This is a genomic window from Paracoccus sphaerophysae, assembly GCF_000763805.1.
Lineage (GTDB): Bacteria > Pseudomonadota > Alphaproteobacteria > Rhodobacterales > Rhodobacteraceae > Paracoccus > Paracoccus sphaerophysae.
Map to the genome: position 1 here is coordinate 14,031 of NZ_JRKS01000034.1, position 19,223 is coordinate 33,253.

Below are 19,223 nucleotides of genomic sequence, written 5' to 3' on the forward strand. Positions count from 1 at the left end.
TCAGAGCCGCGACGGCGAGGCCTACCGCCAGGGGGTGGCGGAAGGCCTGCCGGGGGTCGGTGGGTTCGCAGCGGAGGGCGCGCGCTAGGCGGAGAAGTTCATTCATCGCCGCCGCCTTCATTGGCGCGGCGCAGGCGGGCGAGCAGCATCTCGATGAAGGCTGGCCCGAAGACTCCCACGAGATAGGCGGCCGACCCGGCAGCGCCGCCCGCGGGGATCGCTTCGGGCGGAAGGCTGAGCCAGGCGGTGATCACGGCCATGGAGAGGCTGCCCATCCCGGCCGCGATCAGCCCGCCGAGCAGGATATGCCGCAGCGCATCGCGCAGCCGCATCTTCGTGGTCAGCGCGTTGGTGGCGCCGCCGAGCGCGCCCCAGGCAGCGAGGATCACGGCGGTCGAGGCTGCGAGCTCGCGCAGCACGGCCGCAACGAAGCTGCCGGTGTCGTTCATCGCCGGATCTCCAGAAGCGGAATGGAGGTGATCGAGCCGAGCCGCTCGAGGTCGAGCGTCACGTCGAGCACGTCGGTGTCGAAGCGGACCGGCACGTCGAACTCGAAGCCCGCGGTGATGGCGGTGCCAGCGCCCGGCGCGACGCTGAAGGTGACGACGCCGGTGGCGGTGTCGACCGACCAGCCGGAGGGCTGCTCGACCCCGGCGAGCGCAATGCGCACGATGCCCGCCACCGGCTTGGCGATGGCGCGCGACCAGGATTGCGCGCCGGAGGCGTAGCGCTTCACCAGCTGGAAGGCGGTCGTCGTGCCGTCGCCGGTGCCGATCGTCTGGTCGGTCGGCGAAGGTGTGCCAGAGGGAAGGCAGGACTTGTGGTCGCCCCAGTCCTTGAACCGGAAGCCATGTAGGCGACCGTTCCGCGCCTCGAAGAAGGCGACCACCGCCGCCAGATCGTCAGCGCGGCGGATGCCGTAGGCGACATCGTAGCGGCGGCGCGAGTTCGCCCAGCTGGCGTTGCGCTCCTCGTCGCCAGAGGCGAGCTCGACGATCTGCGTGCGCCGCTCCGGGCCGCCCCGCGCGCCCCGGCTGACGTTGTCGGGAAACCGGACCTCGTGAAACGCCATCACATGCCCCTCCGCCCGAGCGACACGGCGCGAGCGATATCTGCTGCAACCTGCGTCCGCGATTGACGGAAGCTCTCGGCGTCGCGGGCCATGATCGTGACGTTGACCCCGCCGCCCGCGCCGTAGCTCTGTGCCTCGCGCCGCGACAGCACCCGCTCGCCGCGTTGCAGGATTGCGGGCACCTCATCATGCCGAAGCCCGGCCATCCCGCCGGAATGCATCCGGGGCGCGGCGGCGAAGGCCATGGCCGGGACCATCCGCGAAGGTCCGGCCGATCCGACCATCCCGCCCGCATGCAGGACGTTGGCGAAGATGCCGCCCGCACCGGAGAACACGCCGGAGAGCGCATTGGCAATCGGTCCGAGGATGAACCGGCGCGCCGCGAGCTGGGCGAGATCGGCCAGCAGCGAGGTGACGAGATCGCGGAAGTTCAGCTTGCCGGTCTTCACGAACTGGCCCACGGCGTTCTCGGCCGACTGGAAGGCGCCGACGAGGCTCTGGCCGATATCGCCACCGATCTCGCGCGCCTTGCTGGCGTAGTCGGACAGCGCGGCGGTGACGGCCTGCCAGCCGGTGACAGCTGCTTCGGCCGCGGGCTCCGCCGCAGCGGCGGCAGTACCGGCCGCTGCGCCGGCACCCGTGGCGGCGCGTCCGGCATCGCCGAGCGCCGTCTCCAGCCGCTCGGCAGCACCAGTGGCATCGATCAGAGCGTCGGCACTGGCCTCGTCGGTACCGCGCACCGCGTCGCGCAGCGCTTGCCAGCTTTCGAGCGGCGCGCGGGCCCCTTCCGCAAGGTCGCGCGCGGCGCCGCGGTAAAGGTTCGCGGACTCGAGCGCCCGGTTCGCCGCCTCGGTCAGGCCGAGGTCGGGTGCGGTGAGCGGTTTGTCCTCGAAGGCCCGGTCGAACGCCGTCTGCGCGGCCGTCGTCGCGGCCGTTGCCGCGCCCTCGAAGCGGTTCTCGATCTCGCCGAGGTTGAGGTCGGGCACAAGCGAGATGCGGCGCTCCGACCCGAGCGCTTCCAGCCCCTGGTTGATGCCTCCGATGAAGCCGTTGATGCGCGAGACCACGCCGTTCAGCATCGCCTCGACGCCGTCGACCAGGCTGTTGGCCGCCTGGAATGCCAGATCGCCGATGGCGGCGGGCAGCAGACCCCAGATCGCCTTGATCGCCTCGTAGGCGCCTTCGAACGTATTCGCCGCGGTATTGCCGAAACCGACGACGCTCTCGATGGCGCTCTGCATGCCCGAGGCGGCATCCGCCTTCAGGTCGAAGAACATCGCCGTGGCGGCTGCGCCCGCCGCAGCGGCGCCCTTCCTGATCCGCTCCCAGACCTCGACGGCGAGGTCCTTCAGGAGCGACATCGCCTCACCGAACCCACCCGCGCCGGAGACGAGGCGGGTGAACTGGTAGACGAGCTCGCCCGCGCCGACGATCAGAGCCCCGATGCCGGTCCGGATCAGCGCGCCGCGCAGGACGACGAGCGCGGTGGCGAGGCCACGGACCGAGAGCGCCGCGGCGGCCATGCCAGCGACCCAGCGGCCCGCGAGGAACGCCGCGAAGGTCGCGGCATAGGTGATCAGGCGACCGATGTTGTCGAAGAGACCGCGGATCGCGATGCCGAGCGGGCCGGTGCGGCTGGCGACCGCCGCCAGGGCATCGGCAACGGCTTCAAGCGCGGGCGCGGCCGCCACAGCGAGCTGGTTCGACAGCCCGCGCCAGATCAGCCCGAGCCGTGAGATGGCATCGTTCGTCCGTTCGATCTGGTCGGCATCCTGCTCCGAGACGACGACACCGAAGGCGAGGACGTCCTCGGTCGCCTGGCGCAGCGTCGCGGTGTCGATCCGCGACATCGCGATGGAGCCTTCCTCGCCGAAGAGCTGGCCTGCCACGGCAGCGCGTTCGGCGGCGGGCACGAAGCTCTCGATGGCGGCGTTGATCGCGCCGACCCGCTGGTCCAGCGGCAAAGCGATCAGGTCGTTGGCGGAAAGCCCCAGCCGGTCCAGCGCATCGGCGGCGGGGCCACTCCCGGCGGCCGCCTGGCTGAGACGGCGCGTCAGATCCTTGGTGGCCTGCTCGATGCCGGACATCGACACGCCCGCCAACTCGCCCGCACGCTCCAGCGTTTGGATCGAGGCAACGGTCGTGCCGAGCGATTGAGCCAGCTTCGCCTGTGCATCGACGGTTTGCAGGCCGGACCGGATCATCGCTACGCCTGCAGCGGCAGCGGCTGCCACGGCCGCGGCGGCTGCGACCCGGACCCGCCGCGAGAAGGCCGCGAGTCGGGCGTTCGCCGCCTCCATTTCGCGGCTCAGCCGTCCAAAGCCTCGCGACCCGGCTTCGCCGACACCTTCCAGCTCGGCCCGCACCTGTCGCCCGCCGACCGCAGCAAGGCGGACGCTGACGCGTTTCTCGGCCATCGGTCAGACTCCTTGCTTTCGCCGTATAGGCGTCTTACGTTTATGCCATCGATCAAGTGAAGGTATGACCATGGCCGAGACCGCGACCCTGTCCTCGAAGTTCCAGATCTCGATTCCCAAGGCGATCCGGGCCGCCCAGCACTGGGAGGCCGGTCTGACCTTTGCCTTCACCCCGAAAGGCACGGGCGTCCTGCTTGTGCCGGTGCCGAAGCGGGAGGCGTTGAAGGGGCTCGCGCGCGGCGCGTCCGCCACCGATTATCGCGACCGGACGGAACGGTTCTGATGATCCTCGTCGACACGTCGGCTTGGATCGAGTGGCTCATCGGCTCGCCGACCGGCGAGAAGCTGTCCGAACATCTGCCCGAACAGGCCGAGTGGCTCGTCCCGACAATGGTCCAGCTCGAATTGGCGAAATGGCTGACGCGCGAGGTCGGCGAGGACAAGGCGGATCAGGTCATCGCCTTCACGCAGGTCTGCCATGTGGTGCCGCTCGACACCGAGATCGCGCTGGCGGCGGCGGAGGCGTGCCGGGAGCACAAGCTCGCTACTGCCGACGCGATCATCTTCGCAACCGCCCGCGCGCAGGGCGCGACGCTCCTGACCTGCGACGCACATTTCGAGGGACTGCCCGGCGTCACGCTGATCGAGAAGATCAAGGCCTGACCCCCGGGCCGCCATTCGCGCTCAGCTCCTCGTTCAGCTTCCGCACCATCACCGCTTCGGTGACGGGCAGCAGTTCGGCCATGGCGAGAGGCGGCACGCCGAGCGCGTCACCGAGCGCCAGCGCCGCCGACATGTCCCAGCCGATCACAGCGCCTGGCAGCACGCGAAGTTGGCCGCCGAGGCGGCCGACCAGGTCCCAGACCTGCCAACCCTCCGGCGTTTCCGGACGGTTCAACCGCGCCGGGCAGTCCGGGCAGGCGTGCGCGCAGACTTCGCAGTACCGCTCGCCCCCGCCGAAGGACCATTCGGCGAGAGCGCGGAGGCGTTTTTTTCCTGTTCCAGCAGCAGGCCCTTGGAGACGTAGGTCAGCTGGAACGCTTCGAAGATCGGCCAGACGTCGAGCAGCGCGTCGATGGCCTCCGGGCTCGGGTCGATGGGGTTGCCGTCGGCGTCGCCTATGCCTTCCCAGGCGAGCACCGCTCGTCGTGCCAGCGCCTTGGCGAAGGCGACAGCGCGCTCTTCGTCGGAGGCGTCCTCAGGCACAGCCTCGACAGCCGGATCGCTGCGCGTCGCCACCATCAGCGCGGTGGTCAGCGGGCGCAGCTGCACACGGACGCCGGGCGCGAGGTCATGGCAGCGCGGGGCGTTGGTCAGGTCGAGCGTCAGCATCGTCAATAAACCTCGATGTCGTTGATCAGGGTTGCGGTGCACATCCGGCCGACGACGCTGTCGCGCGCCGCCTGCCAGTCGAACGTCGCCTGCACGCCCTGCGGCCCGGAGATCTCGATGCGCGGGCGCGGCAGGTAGACGGCGTGCACCGTGAACGTGAAGCTCTCGCCCGAGGGCAGGACGTAGGCGAATTCCATCTCGCAAGGGTCGCCGTTGATGGCCTGCGTCACCAGCGTCTGGTCGGCGAAGCGGACCTCGATCCGACCGGTGAGCGCGGCGATGGACGGGTCCGCGCCGTCGATCCTGCCATCACTCCGGATCGTCTCGATCCGGTCGAGATTGTTGGCATAGGTGATCTCGGCCGAGACCACATTGCCGAGCGCCGTGCCATTGCGCGTGATCGACCCGTTGAAATGGCCGAAGCGCTTCAGCTCCAGCGCGGCAGGCGTTCCGGCGCCGGTGGTCGTGCCCACCGTCTCGCCCTGTGCAACCAGCCGCGCGGTTGCGGTCAGCAGGCCCGAACGCTGCATCTGCCAGGTGATCTGGTCGAGCACGCAGCCCGAATACATCGCGTAGCGCGGCACCTCCGGCATGCCGGTCTCGATCGACATGCTGGGCAGCGTCCAGGAGCCAGACTGGAACTCGTGGCTGTACGGGGCCTCCGCGCCCGTGGTCGTGGGCGAGCCGAAGGCCGCCTTCAGCCAGAAGCCGAAGGCCTCCGCGTCGAGCGGCACCACGACATCGCCGTCGGCCGTGACCGCGTCCTTGATCGGCGCCAGCGGATCGCGGCCGTACCCCAGCAGCTCCGAGTTCAACAGCGGCTGCTCGGCGCCGAGCGAGGTGCTGGCGAAGGGCATGCGGGTGTAGCCGCCAACAGGCGGCGTTCCATAGGTATTCTCGAAGGCAAGCGCCATCAGCGCCCGCGCCCCCTGGGCTCGTGCCATGGTGTTCTCCTCGGATTGTCGGGATCAGCCGAGCGGATCGGCCATGGAATAGTGCAGCACCACCGCGATCACGGCGGCCTTCAGGCTGGCCGCGCCCTGGACCGGAAGATCGACCGGCCTCGGCGCTTCCGCCTCGACCCAGTCGCAAAGCCCACCCAGCGTACGGTCGGTGGCGAGCGCGGTGCCTACGCTGGCGGTCAGAGTGTCGAAGACGGCGTCACGGCCGGCGCCCTGCACGACCGCCTCGATCTCGGCTTGATGCTGGTAGTGGTACCGCAGGGGCGACAGCGTGACCTCCGGCTCCCCCGGCTCGCCGTCGCGCAGGATCAGCAAGCCCTCGGCCGGCACGCGTTCGGGCAACACGTCACCCCGCAGCGCGGTGGCAGGCAGCGACGACAACCGCACGTGCAGCGCGGTCAGGATTCTTTCGCGGGGTGTGGGCATGGGTTCTTGCTATGTTGCAGATGCGGAGAAGGTCGGCTTCGAGCCCTTGGACCAATTCTGCGACCCGCACGAACGGCAGATGTCGTCTTGCGACCGTTACGGACCACCGGGTGGAATTTCATCTTCATCCAAGCGGTAGTTGCGGCACGCTTCGATGCCTTCGGCCACAATGTCGAGCAGCGCGTCCGCATCGCGCAGGAAATCCGCGATCCGCAGGCTGCTGATCTGGTAGCGGACGAAGCGCCCATCACGAATGCTGGTGACGAGGCCGCAATCCGACAGGCATCGCAGATGGTTGGAGACGTTAGGTTGCGTCAGGGCTGTCCGCCCGACGATCTCATGAACGACGAGCGGACCCTCCCGTAGGGTATCGAGGATCGCCAACCGGCTTGGGTCCGCGAGGCCACGAAACAGCTTCGCCCGGCGCTCCGTGGCTGTCGCAGCGGGATTGCGGTCGGTGGCAATCTGCTCCATATCATTGCTCGCTGATATATTTCTCGACCCACCTTATCAGGAGCGAAGCGAGCATGGCCAACCCCCAAAGCACCGGATCGGCCGCCGAGGTCGCATCCTTCCGCTACCGCGTCTCCGGCATGGATTGCGCCAAAGACGCGGCACAGATCGAGCGGGCCGCGCAATCTGCTGGCGTCGGGCCAGATGCGGTGAAGGTGTCTTCGGCCACCCACATCATGACCCTGAACGTTCCCGAAGGAAGCCTGCCCGAGATCGAGCGGGCCGTGGAGACGACAGGTTACGCGTTCGACCGCATCGAGGGCGACGACGACGCGGAGCGGGGCGCGGCCCATCAGGACCCGGCCTATCGACGCGCCCTGTGGATCGTCGTGATCCTGAACGTCGGCTATGGCCTTGTTGAAATGGTCGGCGGTTTCATTGCCGGATCGCAGGCCGTGAAGGCGGATGCGCTCGACTTCATCGGCGACGGCCTCATCACCTTCCTGGGACTGCTGGCCATCGGTTGGAGCCTTGTCTGGCGGGCGCGATCCGCCCTGATCCAGGGTATCTTCCTCGGCATCCTCGGCCTCGGCGTCCTCGGGACAACGATCTGGGGGGTCTTCACGCAGGCAACTCCGGATGCGGGTTTGATGGGGCTGTTCGGCTTGATCGCGCTTGTGGTCAACGTTCTCGCAGTCCTGCCGCTGCTGCGGTTCCGCAAGGGTGACGCCAACATGCGGGCCGTGTGGCTGTTTTCTCGCAACGACGCCATTGGCAACGCAGCCGTGGTCGTTGCCGCCGGCCTCGTCGCATGGCTCGGTAGCGCCTGGCCCGACCTGATCGTGGCCTTCGGGGTCGCCGGACTCTTCCTGCATTCGTCCTGGTCCATCGTTCGCGACGCGAGGGCCGATCTGAGAACCGCCTGAGGCGGCTGCGCAGAAGCAGTCATTGAAGTCAGAGCGCCGAACGGCAGCGAATTCCGCATAGCGGCCATCACCGCATCTTGGCCTCCACCCAGTTCGCCACGATCAACCCCGGCACCGCCTCATGCGCCCGTGCCGCATCCCGTGCCAGGTCCAGCCGCTTCGGCAGCTTCACTTGCGGGACCAACAGGAAGATCGGAGCGGTGACTTTGCCGCGTCCGGTCTTCGAGCGTGACACCACGGCCTGACCCTTCGTGTTCAGCCGTCCCTCCGCCACTAGCAAGCTCGGACCTGTGCGGCGATAGACGAAGCGCAGGCGCAGACCGCGCCGCCGTTCCCATTCGCCGGGCGTTATCCTGCCGCCGCGCAGGGACTTGCCTGCGGCGGGCAGCGGGATCGCCAGCCAGAACCCGTTTTTCGAGCGGATCAGCGGCCCCGTGTCATGCGCGCCCACGATGACCGGAGCCTTGGACCAGACGAGAGCTGCCGCGTCCAGGCTCTCGCCCGACCTCGGGAAATTCTGGCTGCGGATCGAGTTGGCCAGCCGGGGCCCGAGCCCCGCGCCGGTGATCTGCAAACGCCAGGCGGTCTTCAACCCAGTTCCGGCCTCGCGCATGGCGGCTGTCACCGCGCGTTCGCCCGCCGCCACCTCCGCCGCCATCATCGCAACGATGTCTGGATCGATGTCGAGCTTCAGTTTCACGCGGGCCTCAGATCCACGGTCCAGACCAGCCGCTCGCGGTCGCGAACCGGCTCTCCCTGGATGAGGAAGGCGTCGCCGTCGATCTCGATGCGGTCGCCGGGGCGCGGGTTCGCCACCTCGGCGACACGCAGGTCGATCCGGGTGGTCTCGGACCACAGCCGCGCATCGCCGAAATCGCTGATCGCATCCGCGCGCCGGGCGACGGCACGCACCAGCACGGGCGCGCCGCCGTCGGCGATGTAGACCGCGTCCCGGCCGATATTGGGATCGGCAAAGAGCGCACCGACGGCGGCGGCGAAGGCGCTCATCAGAAGCTCGCGTTCAGCCGTACCCGGCCGATGGTGTCGCCGGCGCCGCTCGCCACCGCCTCGACAGCCACGCCGATGAGGGTGTTGTCGGTCGCGACCGTGGTGCAGCGCTTGTTGGTGTCGTCCCAATAGACCTTGGCGCCGACGGCCCAGGCCTGGGAGCCGACCTTTGTGATGTCGAAGATGCCGACGAGCGCGGTCTCGACCGCGTCGCCGAGGGCAGCCGCTCCGGCGGCGATGCCGAAGATGGAGCCCACGAGCAGGCCATCGCCCGAGGCGACGGCATAGGGCGCGGTCAGGGTGATGGTGTTGCCGGGCTGGACGTAGGTTTTCATCGCGAGGGTCCTTTCGGAAAAGCGAAGGGCGGCCCGATTGGACCGCCCGCCTGTCAGGGTTCTGCATGGGGTGCGGGTTACGCGCCCGGGTTCTTGTAGAGGCCGCGCCAGTCGATGGCCTTGGCGCCGAAGTCGAGGCGGCACTTGATCTCGACGCCATCGACGTCGAAGCCGTTGCGCGTCTCGATGTACGCGCCCTGCTGACCCTCGAGATAGGCGTACTCGATGGTGTCGATCTGGTTCGGGCTGGCCGCCAGATACCAGGCGGTCTCGCTGGCGGCGTCGAGCCGGGGCTCGCTGATCGGCGCCAGCGTGCGGATCGACTGCGGCACGACGCTGGAGGTCGCGGCGGGCACGAGGTTCTGGGCGACCAGCTGCTCGGCCTTTAGTTCCAACGAAGCGGGCACGATCAGGAAGGCAGGCCGGACGTTCAGCACCGTCTTCTTGTCGAGGCCGATCTGCTTGGCCATCGCCGCCCGCGCCGCGCCGACGCTGCTGACGTCGAGCGCCGCGCCGGTGCCCGCGAGGTTCTTGTGGGTGGTGTGGAACAGCGCGTTGCCGTCGGCCATGGACGGGTTGGCGGTGATGATGCCCCAGACCACGTCCGACTCCAGCTGGGCGATGGAGTTGCCGTACATCGCCGGGATGCGGGTGAAGGCGTCGAGATCGTCGTTGATCAGCGTCTGGCGGGTGATCGCGACCACCCGGCCATAGGTCTTGACCTTGTAGCTCTCCTTCGACTCTCCGAGCGTCCCGCGCTTGAACTCGCCGCTCTCCCCGACCTCAAGCAGCTGCGGCGCCTCACCGAGCTGGACCCGGTGCATCGCCTTGAAGTCGGTGGCGAGCACCTGGCGGCAGAACAGCATGAACGTCCGGGGATAGGCCTCGTAGGCCTGCCGCAGGGTCTTGTTGGTGACGGCCGACAGGATCTCTGGGAAGTCCGAGGTCGAGTGCAGCGCGCGCGTCGCCACCTCGTCGCGCGAAAGGCCCCGCGTGTTGACCCCGGCATTGCCGAGGCTTTCGCGGGCCAGTTCCAGCAGCGTCATGCCGCGGTACTGGCGGGCGGCGTCCTCCAGCTGGAACAGCGTCGGGCTGTAGCGGTGCAGCAGCGCGTTCGCCACCGCGTCGCGACGGGTGATGCGCTCGTCCCGACCACCGAGCGGCACGGAAACGTGCGGGAAGGTCCGGGTCTCGTCGGACTTGGCTGCGACCTGATCGAGGATCAGGCGGCGGCACTCGTCAACACTGACGCCGCGCTTCACCAGATCCTCGGCGAAGCCGCGCTCAAGGTTCAGGCGGCCCGCCAGATCGTAGATGGTGGAGACGCGATCGCGCTCGGCCTCGCGTGCGCGAGTGGCGACGGCTTCGGTGTCGGGCGTGGGAGTTGCCTGCGTCTTCGGCTGGCTGCGCTCGCTGGCCGCGACCTTCGGGTCGGGCGCAGCCGCTTTCGGCTCGGTCATGGTGGCGTCCTCGGTTTCGACCGGCTCGGTCGGCTGGGTGGTGGCGGGGGTTGCGGCGTCGCTCGCCGGGGTCTGGGTCTTGTCCGTCATCGGGGATGCTCCTTGCGGTGTGGGGGCGTCCCGGCGATGAAGGACGCAGTCGTGGTGTTCGCCCTTGGCGCGGAAACCGGCGGCGGGGTCGGCGCCGACCGGCACGGCTGAGACCTCGAACGGGGTCCAGTCGACCGCCCGCCAGAGCTCGCGGCCGCCATCGGGCTTGGAAATGTCGAACCGATGGACCTGATAGCCGATCGAGACCGCGCGGATGTGCCCGGCCTGGATGTCGCGCCAGATCGGCTCGACGTCGGCGCGCTCGCTGATCCGCACCTGTGCGATGCCGCGTCCGTTCTCGATGCGGGCGGAGCCGGGCACGACCGAGCCGATCACCGCGTCGAGCGTGTCGACCTCGTGCACCTTCAGGAAGGGCGCGCCCGCGTTCAGCCGGTCGAGGCGCACATGGGCGGGGTCGAGGCTCAGCTCCTCGTCATAGGGCTCGCCGAAGAAGCTCGCGCGGCGGACGCGGGCCCCGGCCGACCAGATCACCTCGACGGTGCGGGCCTCCGGGTCGACGCTGTTCGGCGCAAGCTCCGCCGACCGGCGCATGGCCGGCAGTTCGATCATCGTGTTCATGAGGTCAGTCCTGTTGGTCGGTCTGCGCCGGATCGGGGTCCGCGTCGGCGGCTGGGTCGTCGGTGTTTGGTTCGTCGGCGGCGGGATCATTCACCGGATCGCTGGCCTGCGCGCTGCCGGTCTTGGTCACCCGCCGCGGATCGCTGTCGAGAACCAGCCCCAGCGCGTCCAGTTTCGCATTGGTCGCCGCGATCTCGGCCAACACGGCGTCGGGGTTGCGGCCCTGTTTCGCGATCACCTCAGCCAGCGTCATGGTGCCGGAGCGGATCGACAGCAGGTTCGCCATCGCGTCCTTCTGCGGATCGACCGCCTCGAACTTCGGCGGCGACCACTCGACCGGCACGGTCGGCGACGGGATCTGGCCCGCCGCCCACGCGGCTTCCGTGAACCAGCGCCAGACCGGGGCGCAGAACATCGGGATGAAGAGCTGCCACTGCACTGCGTCGATCTGGCGGCGGAACTCGACGAGGCCCGCCCGGATCGAGGAATAGTTGACCTGGCTCAGGTCCCCCGTCAGCAGCTCGTAGGGCACCCGGAACCCGGCCGAGATCGTGTGCAGGCTCGCCCGCTTGTATTCGCCGTAGCCGCCGGTGGCCGAGGGCTGGTTGAACCGGATGTCCTTGCCGCCACGCGCGTAGGCGATCAGCCCCGGCTCGAACTGCTCGACCCGGTTGCCGTCGGCATCGACCACGGAGGGCGCGATGCCCTGCTGCGCCTCGTCGTCGCCGAAGACGATGGCGGTGACACAGGCCTCGGTCTTCTTGCGGACCAGCTCGGCGACCTCATAGTCGTCGAGATCGCGCAAGCTGCGGATCACCGGCGCGCCCCAGGGAACGCCGCGCGCCTGCGTGCGCTGCTTCTCGTAGACATGGGCGATCTCGGTCGCCGGGACCGGGCGGCTCTGCAACCCGTTCTGCAAGGCACCGTAAGCGTCGCCCGGATGTTCGGCGTGCAGCCAGTAGGCCCGGCGCTTGCCGACCGGGTCGAACTCGATCCCCTGGACCAGTCGCCCCGCGCCGAGGGCGCCGGATTTCGTGGCGTCGAGAAAGTCGGCTTCCAGCACCTGCAATTGCAGCGGCACCGGCAGGCCATCGCTCGCTCGCCGCAACCGGCGGCGCACCAGGACCTCGCCCGCCTCGACCATCTCGCGGCAGATCAGCGTCTGCAGCCCGTAGAAGTCGAGTTGGCCGTCCGCGTCGCACTGCGCCGTCCAGCGCTCGAAGAGCGCATCGACCTTCCGGTCCAGCTTGTCGTCGCCGCTGGCGGCGCGCGGCATGATCCCCGCGCCGATGATGTTGTTGACCAGTACCGCGACGGCCTTCGCCGCGTGCGGGTTGTTGCGCACGAGATCCCGCATCCGGTCGCGCAGCAGCGCCCCGGCGACGCCGATCTCGGTGTCGGCCGACGATCCGGGGGCACGCCAGCCATCAGTGCGACGTCCGCGCGCGGCGCCGTCATAGCCCCGTGTCAGCGTCTCGAAGGCTTGGCGCGCCAGCACGCGGCGGGCCGCCATGCGCGGGGCCACCGATGCGATGGCATGATCGAACCAGGTCGCCGACATCACCGGTCCCCGCGAGAGAAGCCAGCCAGACCGGCCACCGGCAGCGGCCGGGTGGTGCCTGCGATAGCGCGTTCGATGGTCCGGATGCGGGCCAGCAGATCCTCGGCCGAGCCGTAGTCGACGGACTTGCCGTCATAGCTGACCCGGGTCGTGCCGCTGGCATAGGCCCGGCGCAGCGCCGAAAGCTCGGTGTCCGTCCAGTCGGTCATGTTCAGAACCATCCTCCGCGCCGTCCGAGCCAGTCGGAGCGGCGCTTGCCCTGCGGGGCCTGTCCCGGCCGGTTGATCTGCCCGGCGGGATCGGTGTCGGTGGGGGCGGCCCCGAGTTGATCCTCGAGGTCGCGCCATTTCTCGTCGGGCCAGCGATCCGCGCCCGCAATCCAGGCGGCGGCGCGGGCATAGACCCGGCAATCCAGCGCCTCGTTGCGCTCGCGCAGCTTCTGCCATTCGAGCCGAGCGAAGCCGCGCTTCGCGCGCACCGTCACCAGTTGCTCGGCCACGAACTGCTTCAGCCATTCGTTCTCGACCCAATGCGGAAGGTGCACCGAGCCGGGCGGGAACGCCGCCCCGTCGGCCATCTCCTCCTCGTTCGGGCGTGCCAGCCGCAGGAAGCGGTAGGTCTCGGCCTTGAAGGTCGACACCGCCACGGTCCAGAGCCGCGCCCCGCGCCGCAGGCGTTTGCCGCCCTCTGTCGCGTCGACGAAGGTCGGGCCCGAGACCGGGCTCGAGCGGTTGAACCCCTCGACGCCCTTCACCGGCGACACCTGCGCGAACCCCTGCGCCCGCGACCAGGCATAGACCGCCGGGGCCTCGTAGCCGGTGTCGATGGCAAGCCGCGCGATGCGCAGATGCGCGCCGCGTTCATGCGGCCAGGACCGATCCAGCAGCGCAGTCAGTTCCGACCACGCGTCGTGCCGGTCCGGCCCGCCCTCGATCACGACGTGATCGACGAGCCAGCTTTCGAGCCCGCGACCCCAGGCCCAGACGTCGACCTCGATCCGGTCCTTCTGCACGTCGGCCCCGGCGGTCAGGAACAGCCCGCCCGCAGGCACCGTGCCGAATGTCCAGCGCTCGCGCCGGTCGTAGAGCCGCTGCCAGTCCGGGGCTTCGCCAGTCTCTACCCATGTCTCGCCGAGGATCGTGTTGCGGAACGCCTTGATCGCCTCGTCCGAGCCCTGTGCCGCGTCCCATGCCCGCACGATCCGCTCCCAGCTCAGCCAGCCGATCGGCGAGTAGAGCGCCGAGAGATGATACCCGACCGTGCTCGGATCGGCGGCCGTGGCGGTCGCGCGCCATTCGCCGCCCTCCAGCATCGCCGTCTTGTGGTGTTCCGCGATTGCCGCGTCGCAGCCCTCGCAGTGATACTCCGCCGTCTCCGGCTTGCCCTTCTGCCAGCGCAGACGGTCGAACTTGAGCCATTGCGCATGGCCACAGTGCGGGCATGGCACGAAGAACCGGCGCTGATCGCTCGCCTCGTACTCCCGCTCGATCCGGCTCAGCCCCCGGATGGTCGGCGTCGAGACCAGGAACACCTTGCGTCGGTGGGCGAAGGTCAGCGACCGCGCTTCCGCCAGCGTGACCGGATCTCCTTCCTCGTCGGCCGAGGCCGGATAGGCGTCGACCTCGTCGAGGAAGATGTAGCGCGCCGGGGTCGAGCGCAGCCCGACCGCCGAGTTCGCGCCGGTCATGATCAGGATGCCGCCCGCGAATTCCTTGGACAGCATCGTGTTGCCCGCGTCGCGCGAGCGCGCGGGCTTCACCCGCTCCCGCAGTTCCGGGCTCTCGTCGATCAGCGGGTCGATCCGCTGCCGTGAGTTTCGCTTGGCCAGTTCCACTGTAGGCTGGACCGCCAGCATCGGCCCCGGCGCCTGATGGATGGCGAAGCCGATCCAGTTGTTGCCGGCCTCGGTCGCGCCGACCTGCGCGGCCTTCATGAACACGATCCGCTGGGTTGGATCGCCGGGCGACAGCCGGTCCATGATCTCGCGCATGTAAGGCGTGCGCAGCGTGCGGTATCGCCCGGGTTCGGCCGAGGCGCGGCCCGAAAGCATCCGGTGCCGGTCCGCCCATTCCGAGACGGTCAGGTCGGGGTCGGGTCTGAGCCCGTTGCCCCAGGCGCGCAGGATCTCGCCCGCGCCGTCGAAGTCCGTCAGGCCATCATCATCACCGGAAGTCGGGCCGGACCTCGGCGAGTTCGGCGAGGTGGGCGCGTACATGTTTCTCCAGCACCTTCTGCATCGCGGCTGGCTCCACGGTGATCTGCTGGCCCGTCGCGTCGCTGGATGAGCCCGAGAGCTCGGCCGCCATCAGCGCCGCCGCGCGTGCGGGCCAGTTCACCCACGCGTCCCGTCCCTCCCGCGCCAGCCGGAACACCAGCGCCAGCGCGCGGGCCCGCTCGATCAACTCCCCCTTCAGCTTCTGGAGCCGGATGCGCCGCTCCTGCGCCTTCAGCACCTCGTTCGCGGTCTTGGCCTGCAGGAAGGTCGTGCCGCCGCCCACCGCCGGAACAGCCAGACCCTGTTCGCGCAGCGTGTCGCCGACGGCGGCCACGGCAGCCTCGGGGACGGGCTTCAGCTTCGGCGCGGGCGGCTTGCGGGTCTTCGACGGGTCCGTCGTCTCGGCCCGTCTGGCGTCGCTGGCGGCCGCGTTGATGCTGCCGTCGGGATAGAGGACCAGGCGCTCAGCCGCCTTCGCCTTCTGGATCGCGCCCCGCGACAGCCCGACATGGGCGGCGTACTGGCGCTCGCTCATGCCCTGCATAGACAGCTCCGATTATCATTCGAAATCATGTGCTTATAGAGTTGATAAGCGTCGCGACCGGAGCGAACGTCCCTTCCACAAGGACGATGCAACTCACTACGGAGCCACCAAAATGACCCGCTGCGCGACCGAAAACACGAAAGCCCTCGACGCCTTCATCGCCGCCAACTCCGAGATCGATGCGATGCTGGAGCGGCTCGCCGCCCTGAGCGCGGACCATTTCGAGACCCACCCCGACGAGATCAACTGGAGCCATGTCGGCACCCTGAACCACTACAGCGCCAAGCTGCGCGAGATCACCGACATGGCCTTCAACGAAGGCGAACACGCCGAGTAAGACGACCCGCTCCCGGTCCCGCCCGCCGACTGGCGGGCTCGACCTCGTAGAAGGGCCCGCATGCCGCGCGCCCCGATACGGGAGACGACGATGACCAAGCTTTCCGACACCCAAGCCCTGATCCTGAGCGCCGCCGCTCAGCGGCCCGAGCACATCGCCCTGCCGCTGCCCGAGTCCCTGCGCGGCGGGGCCGCCGCAAAAGTGATCGGCGCGATGCTCGCCAAGGGCTTCCTCGAAGAGGTCGACGCCGACATTCGCAACGGCGAGCCCGTCTGGCGCGAGACCGGCGACGGCCACGGCGTGACGCTGGTCGCCACCGACGCGGGGCTGGCCGCCATCGGCATCGAGCTCAAGGACGCGAACCCCGCGCCTGCGGGCGCGACGGACGCGCCGACCGAGGAGCCCGCGCCGGACACTCCCAAAGAACCTGAGGCCGCGCCCAAGACGCGCAAGCCGCGCGAGGGAACGAAGCAGGCGAAGTTGATCGAGATGCTCCGCGCCGAGGGTGGCGCAACCATCGACGAGATCGTCAGCGCCTTGGACTGGAGACCGCACACGGTGAGGGGTGCGCTTGCCGGCGCGTTGAAAAAGAAACTCGGCCTGACGATCACCTCTGACAAGATCGAGGGGCGCGGCAGGGCGTACATGATCGCCGAGGACTGACACCGCATATCACGACGGTCCCGATGCCGCCGTCCCGCATGGGGCGGCGGTCCCTTATTCCAAGCTCCGTATCCGGATCGCCTCGAACAGCCTGCGCAGCAGATAGCCCCGCGCCAGCGACACGCCCACGAAGGCGAGGCCGATGGACAGATGCTCCGCGAGGCCCGTCTCGATCCCGAACCAAGGGAACACGACGATCTGCGTGGCGATGGCCAAAACGTAGCCGACGACAACGTTTGCCGTGGCCTCGAGCATCGACATGGTCCGGCTCTGCTTCATCGCAGGCTCTCCATGAAAGCCATCACGAACTTCGCCGCGAGCGGCGGCACGATCGCATTGCCGTAGCCCCGCATCAGCCCCATGCGGCCGGGTATCCCATCAGCCAGCGGGAATGTTCCGGGCTCAACGGGCCTCCAGCTGTCATCGCGGCAGAGGAGCCAGTCCGGATCTCGCCAGACGCCGTCCGTCGCATTGGCCCCGGCAGGGTCGGCGCCATCGACCAGTCCACCAGCTTCACCGTCCTGCGGCTCGCATCGGTGTTGCCGGCCGCGTTGTAGCGCTCCGTCGCAGGCGAGCCCGCCATCGCCGTCGGCCAACCCGCCAGCCAGACCTGTCGGCCGAGCAGCGCATTGATCGGCACCGCCCGGCATTCCGATCCGTCCTTGTGATCCCGCGCCGAGGCCGTCGCCCATCCCGAGAGGGGCTGCTTCCAGGGCGACGGCGCCGAAGAACAGCCGCTGGCGGATGTGCGGCGCGCCGATGCCCGCAGCCGGCAGATCAGCCGCCGCGACGGCGTAAGATGCCGCTTCCAGCGCATCTGCCAGAGCGTCGAACCACGCCCAGCTAGCCGCGCCCTCAGTTGCTGCTCGAGCCGCGCCGCCAACCGGTCCGAGCACTGCCGCGCTGGTGACCTGCTCGCCGAAGACGAGCTCCGGGCGGCAGGCCGCGACGAGCCGCAGGAAGGTCGGGGCGAGATGGCGGTCATCGTCCTGTCCCTTGCGCTGCCCGGCCTGGCTGAATGGCTGGCAGGGCGGCGAACCGGTCCAGACGGACAGATCCTCCGCTACGCGCGCGAGTCGCAGCGCGTAAGACCAGCCGCCGATTCCGGCGAAGAAATGGCATTGCGCGAAGCCGCGCAGGTCGGCGGGCTCGACGTCGAGGATGGAACGCTCGTCCACATCGCCATCTGGCAGCAGCCCGGCCGCGATCAACTCCCGCAGCCATGCACAGGCCGCGGGGTTGGCATCGTTGTAGTAGACGGCCATCAGGCGGCATCGGCCTTGTCGCCCAGCCGCTCCGCCTTCACCTGCGCGAAGGTCCGGCCGTCGCCGTCGAGGATCGCGTCGCGGCCAATCTCGGCCTGCCAGCGTTCCACGGCAACATCGACATAGGCCGGGCTGATTTCCATCGCGAAGACGCGGCGGCCATTGGCCTCGCCCGCCATGATCTGCGACCCCGAGCCCGAGAAGGGCTCGTAGCAGAGGCCGCCGCGCGCCACATGCTGGCGCATCGGGATGCCGAAGGCGTCAAGCGGCTTCGGCGTTGGGTGGTCGGGGCGCTCGTCCTTGGCGAAGGACGGCATCTCCCACGTCGAGGGCAGCGTCTGCTCGGCGACCTTCGGCGGGCGGTTCGGACGCCGCCAGCCCATGAAGCAGGGCTCGTGCTTCCAGAGGTAGTGAGACCGGGTCAGGACGCCGCAGTCCTTCACCCAGATGATCTGCTGATGGACGAAGGCTCCGGCCTTTTCCCAGCAGGCTTCCAGCATCGCCTGGCGGCGCGAGGCGTGCCAGCAGTACCAGGCAGCATCTTCGGTGATCGCCTCGGCCACGGCCGCCGCGATGAAGCCGTCGTAAAGCTCGGCCCCCTGAGAACTGTCATCCCAGGTCGTGCCATAGGACGCCGACCAGTCCTTGTTGCGGGTCGGATGGTTCGAGCCGTCGTAATCGACCAGATAGGGCGGGTCGGTCGCGAACAGGATCGCCCGCTCGCCGTTCATCAGGCGGCGCACATCGTCGTGGCTGGTCGAGTCCCCGCAGAGCAGCCGGTGATCGCCGAGGATCCACAGATCGCCCGTGCGCGAGGCCGGGTTACGCGGCGGTTCGGGGATGGTCACCGGCGGCACGGAGCCTCCGGTGCCACCTTCTTCACCGTCGTCTTCCGCGACGTAGGCCAGCAGCTTGTCCAGTTCGCCGTCGGAAAACCCGACCAGCGACAGGTCGAAGTCTTCAGCCAGCAGATCGTTCAGTTCGGCCGACAGCAGCGCCTCGTCCCAGGTGCCGAGTTCGGTCAGCTTGTTGTCCGCGATGCGGTACGCCCGGCGTTGCGCCTCGGTCAGGTGACCGAGCACGATGACCGGCGCCTCGGTCAGCCCGAGCTGCGTCGCGGCGAGCACGCGGCCATGGCCGGCGATCAGTTCGCCGTCCTCGGCGACGAGACACGGCACGGTCCAGCCGAACTCGACCATGCTGGCGGCGATCTTCGCGACCTGGTCCGACCCGTGCGCCTTCGCGTTCTTCGCGTAGGGCTGGAGGCGCGACAGCGGCCACGTCTCGATCGCGTCCGGGGCGAAGCTCAGCGTCATGGTGGGCAAGGTTCCTCAGTCGGGTGGATGCCGGTGGCTTCCGGACTCCGGATGCCGTGCCGGACTCCACGCGGGGTCCAGCGGCCACCAGCGGTGTCCGGTCGGAAGGCCAGCGTTCATTGGGGTTAGTACGGGAGGCGGGTGGATCCGGATTCTGGCTGGCTTCCCAAAAATCCGGCCCTGACGCTGGCGAAATCCCGCGCTTCGCCCGCCAGCATACGAATGTCGCGCAGAAGGAACCGCGAAGTCGTCTGGGGGGGGT

General features: G+C 69.0%; 24 protein-coding genes. 5 read left to right on the plus strand and 19 right to left on the minus strand.

Features of this window, described 5'->3' with window-relative positions:
• Nucleotides 1–98 precede the first annotated feature (98 nt).
• The 3 genes from IC63_RS10590 to IC63_RS10600 are packed head-to-tail and all read right to left on the minus strand — an operon-like array spanning nt 99 to nt 3,489.
• The gene (locus IC63_RS10590; RefSeq protein ID WP_028031152.1) at nt 99–449 is read right to left on the minus strand and encodes a hypothetical protein; all 351 of its coding nucleotides are present in this window, start codon (nt 447–449) and stop codon (nt 99–101) included.
• Entirely contained in the window at nt 446–1,072 is a 627-nt protein-coding gene (locus tag IC63_RS10595) for a DUF2460 domain-containing protein (RefSeq protein WP_036720043.1), read from the minus strand. Before IC63_RS10595 ends, IC63_RS10590 begins: the two co-directional genes overlap by 4 nt.
• Nucleotides 1,072–3,489, minus strand: a complete 2,418-nt coding sequence (locus IC63_RS10600) for a phage tail tape measure C-terminal domain-containing protein (protein ID WP_036720044.1) — start codon at nt 3,487–3,489, stop codon at nt 1,072–1,074. The genes IC63_RS10595 and IC63_RS10600 overlap by 1 nt, the downstream gene beginning before the upstream one ends.
• 70 nt (nt 3,490–3,559) lie before the next feature.
• Here IC63_RS10600 and IC63_RS10605 point away from each other — a divergent pair, with 70 nt between their 5' ends.
• Both IC63_RS10605 and IC63_RS10610 read left to right on the plus strand, forming a co-directional pair.
• Nucleotides 3,560–3,772, plus strand: coding sequence for an AbrB/MazE/SpoVT family DNA-binding domain-containing protein (locus IC63_RS10605; RefSeq protein ID WP_036720102.1), 213 nt, complete (start codon nt 3,560–3,562; stop codon nt 3,770–3,772).
• On the plus strand, nt 3,772–4,152 hold the full coding sequence (locus tag IC63_RS10610; protein ID WP_036720047.1) for a type II toxin-antitoxin system VapC family toxin: 381 nt from the start codon (nt 3,772–3,774) through the stop codon (nt 4,150–4,152). Before IC63_RS10605 ends, IC63_RS10610 begins: the two co-directional genes overlap by 1 nt.
• Here the strand turns inward: IC63_RS10610 and IC63_RS10615 are convergent.
• From IC63_RS10615 to IC63_RS10635, 5 genes are all read right to left on the minus strand, one after another.
• On the minus strand, nt 4,142–4,387 hold the full coding sequence (locus IC63_RS10615) for a DUF7697 family protein (RefSeq protein WP_036720050.1): 246 nt from the start codon (nt 4,385–4,387) through the stop codon (nt 4,142–4,144). The two genes, IC63_RS10610 and IC63_RS10615, sit on opposite strands and share 11 nt — an antisense overlap.
• On the minus strand, nt 4,384–4,821 hold the full coding sequence (locus tag IC63_RS10620; protein ID WP_036720052.1) for a hypothetical protein: 438 nt from the start codon (nt 4,819–4,821) through the stop codon (nt 4,384–4,386). The genes IC63_RS10615 and IC63_RS10620 overlap by 4 nt, the downstream gene beginning before the upstream one ends.
• Nucleotides 4,822–4,823: 2 nt before the next feature.
• Nucleotides 4,824–5,765 carry a phage tail tube protein gene (locus IC63_RS10625; protein WP_036720055.1) on the minus strand — a complete coding sequence of 314 codons (942 nt, stop codon included), beginning with the start codon at nt 5,763–5,765 and terminating at the stop codon, nt 4,824–4,826.
• Nucleotides 5,766–5,789: 24 nt separating this feature from the next.
• Entirely contained in the window at nt 5,790–6,209 is a 420-nt protein-coding gene (locus IC63_RS10630) for a hypothetical protein (RefSeq protein WP_036720058.1), read from the minus strand.
• 96 nt (nt 6,210–6,305) lie between these two features.
• Nucleotides 6,306–6,683, minus strand: a complete 378-nt coding sequence (locus tag IC63_RS10635) for an ArsR/SmtB family transcription factor (RefSeq protein WP_036720060.1) — start codon at nt 6,681–6,683, stop codon at nt 6,306–6,308.
• 53 nt (nt 6,684–6,736) lie between these two features.
• On the opposite strand from IC63_RS10635, the gene IC63_RS10640 reads away from it, so the two are divergent.
• Nucleotides 6,737–7,588, plus strand: coding sequence for a cation transporter (locus tag IC63_RS10640; protein ID WP_036720061.1), 852 nt, complete (start codon nt 6,737–6,739; stop codon nt 7,586–7,588).
• Nucleotides 7,589–7,655: 67 nt separating this feature from the next.
• Here IC63_RS10640 and IC63_RS10645 read toward each other — a convergent pair whose 3' ends face one another.
• The 8 genes from IC63_RS10645 to IC63_RS10680 form a co-directional block, all read right to left on the minus strand.
• Complete coding sequence (locus IC63_RS10645) at nt 7,656–8,288, minus strand: DUF6441 family protein (RefSeq protein ID WP_036720063.1); 633 nt, start codon at nt 8,286–8,288, stop codon at nt 7,656–7,658.
• Complete coding sequence (locus IC63_RS10650) at nt 8,285–8,596, minus strand: head-tail joining protein (protein ID WP_036720070.1); 312 nt, start codon at nt 8,594–8,596, stop codon at nt 8,285–8,287. The genes IC63_RS10645 and IC63_RS10650 overlap by 4 nt, the downstream gene beginning before the upstream one ends.
• Nucleotides 8,596–8,931, minus strand: a complete 336-nt coding sequence (locus IC63_RS10655; protein WP_036720074.1) for a DUF2190 family protein — start codon at nt 8,929–8,931, stop codon at nt 8,596–8,598. The genes IC63_RS10650 and IC63_RS10655 overlap by 1 nt, the downstream gene beginning before the upstream one ends.
• A 77-nt stretch (nt 8,932–9,008) precedes the next feature.
• On the minus strand, nt 9,009–11,060 hold the full coding sequence (locus tag IC63_RS10660; RefSeq protein ID WP_036720076.1) for a prohead protease/major capsid protein fusion protein: 2,052 nt from the start codon (nt 11,058–11,060) through the stop codon (nt 9,009–9,011).
• A gap of 4 nt (nt 11,061–11,064) precedes the next feature.
• Nucleotides 11,065–12,621: a phage portal protein gene (locus tag IC63_RS10665; protein ID WP_036720079.1), complete on the minus strand. Its 1,557-nt coding sequence runs from the start codon at nt 12,619–12,621 to the stop codon at nt 11,065–11,067.
• Nucleotides 12,621–12,830, minus strand: coding sequence for a phage head-tail joining protein (locus tag IC63_RS10670; protein WP_036720082.1), 210 nt, complete (start codon nt 12,828–12,830; stop codon nt 12,621–12,623). The genes IC63_RS10665 and IC63_RS10670 overlap by 1 nt, the downstream gene beginning before the upstream one ends.
• Before the next feature lie 2 nt (nt 12,831–12,832).
• Entirely contained in the window at nt 12,833–14,836 is a 2,004-nt protein-coding gene (locus IC63_RS10675; RefSeq protein ID WP_052042107.1) for a phage terminase large subunit family protein, read from the minus strand.
• Nucleotides 14,784–15,380 (minus strand): hypothetical protein, encoded by a 597-nt coding sequence (locus tag IC63_RS10680; protein ID WP_036720084.1) that lies wholly within the window; start codon nt 15,378–15,380, stop codon nt 14,784–14,786. Before IC63_RS10680 ends, IC63_RS10675 begins: the two co-directional genes overlap by 53 nt.
• A gap of 112 nt (nt 15,381–15,492) precedes the next feature.
• On the opposite strand from IC63_RS10680, the gene IC63_RS10685 reads away from it, so the two are divergent.
• Both IC63_RS10685 and IC63_RS10690 read left to right on the plus strand, forming a co-directional pair.
• Entirely contained in the window at nt 15,493–15,717 is a 225-nt protein-coding gene (locus IC63_RS10685; RefSeq protein WP_036720085.1) for a hypothetical protein, read from the plus strand.
• Between the two features lie 90 nt (nt 15,718–15,807).
• Complete coding sequence (locus tag IC63_RS10690) at nt 15,808–16,380, plus strand: DUF3489 domain-containing protein (RefSeq protein ID WP_036720087.1); 573 nt, start codon at nt 15,808–15,810, stop codon at nt 16,378–16,380.
• A 54-nt stretch (nt 16,381–16,434) separates the two neighbouring features.
• Here IC63_RS10690 and IC63_RS10695 read toward each other — a convergent pair whose 3' ends face one another.
• Genes IC63_RS10695 through IC63_RS10705 form a run of 3 tightly spaced genes read right to left on the minus strand, consistent with a single transcriptional unit; the run spans nt 16,435 to nt 18,961 of the window.
• Nucleotides 16,435–16,659: a DUF7220 family protein gene (locus IC63_RS10695; protein ID WP_036720091.1), complete on the minus strand. Its 225-nt coding sequence runs from the start codon at nt 16,657–16,659 to the stop codon at nt 16,435–16,437.
• A complete protein-coding gene (locus IC63_RS10700; protein ID WP_036720094.1) occupies nt 16,656–17,645 on the minus strand; it encodes a DNA cytosine methyltransferase in 990 nt (329 codons plus the stop codon). The genes IC63_RS10695 and IC63_RS10700 overlap by 4 nt, the downstream gene beginning before the upstream one ends.
• On the minus strand, nt 17,645–18,961 hold the full coding sequence (locus IC63_RS10705; RefSeq protein WP_036720095.1) for a site-specific DNA-methyltransferase: 1,317 nt from the start codon (nt 18,959–18,961) through the stop codon (nt 17,645–17,647). Before IC63_RS10705 ends, IC63_RS10700 begins: the two co-directional genes overlap by 1 nt.
• Nucleotides 18,962–19,223 lie beyond the last annotated feature (262 nt).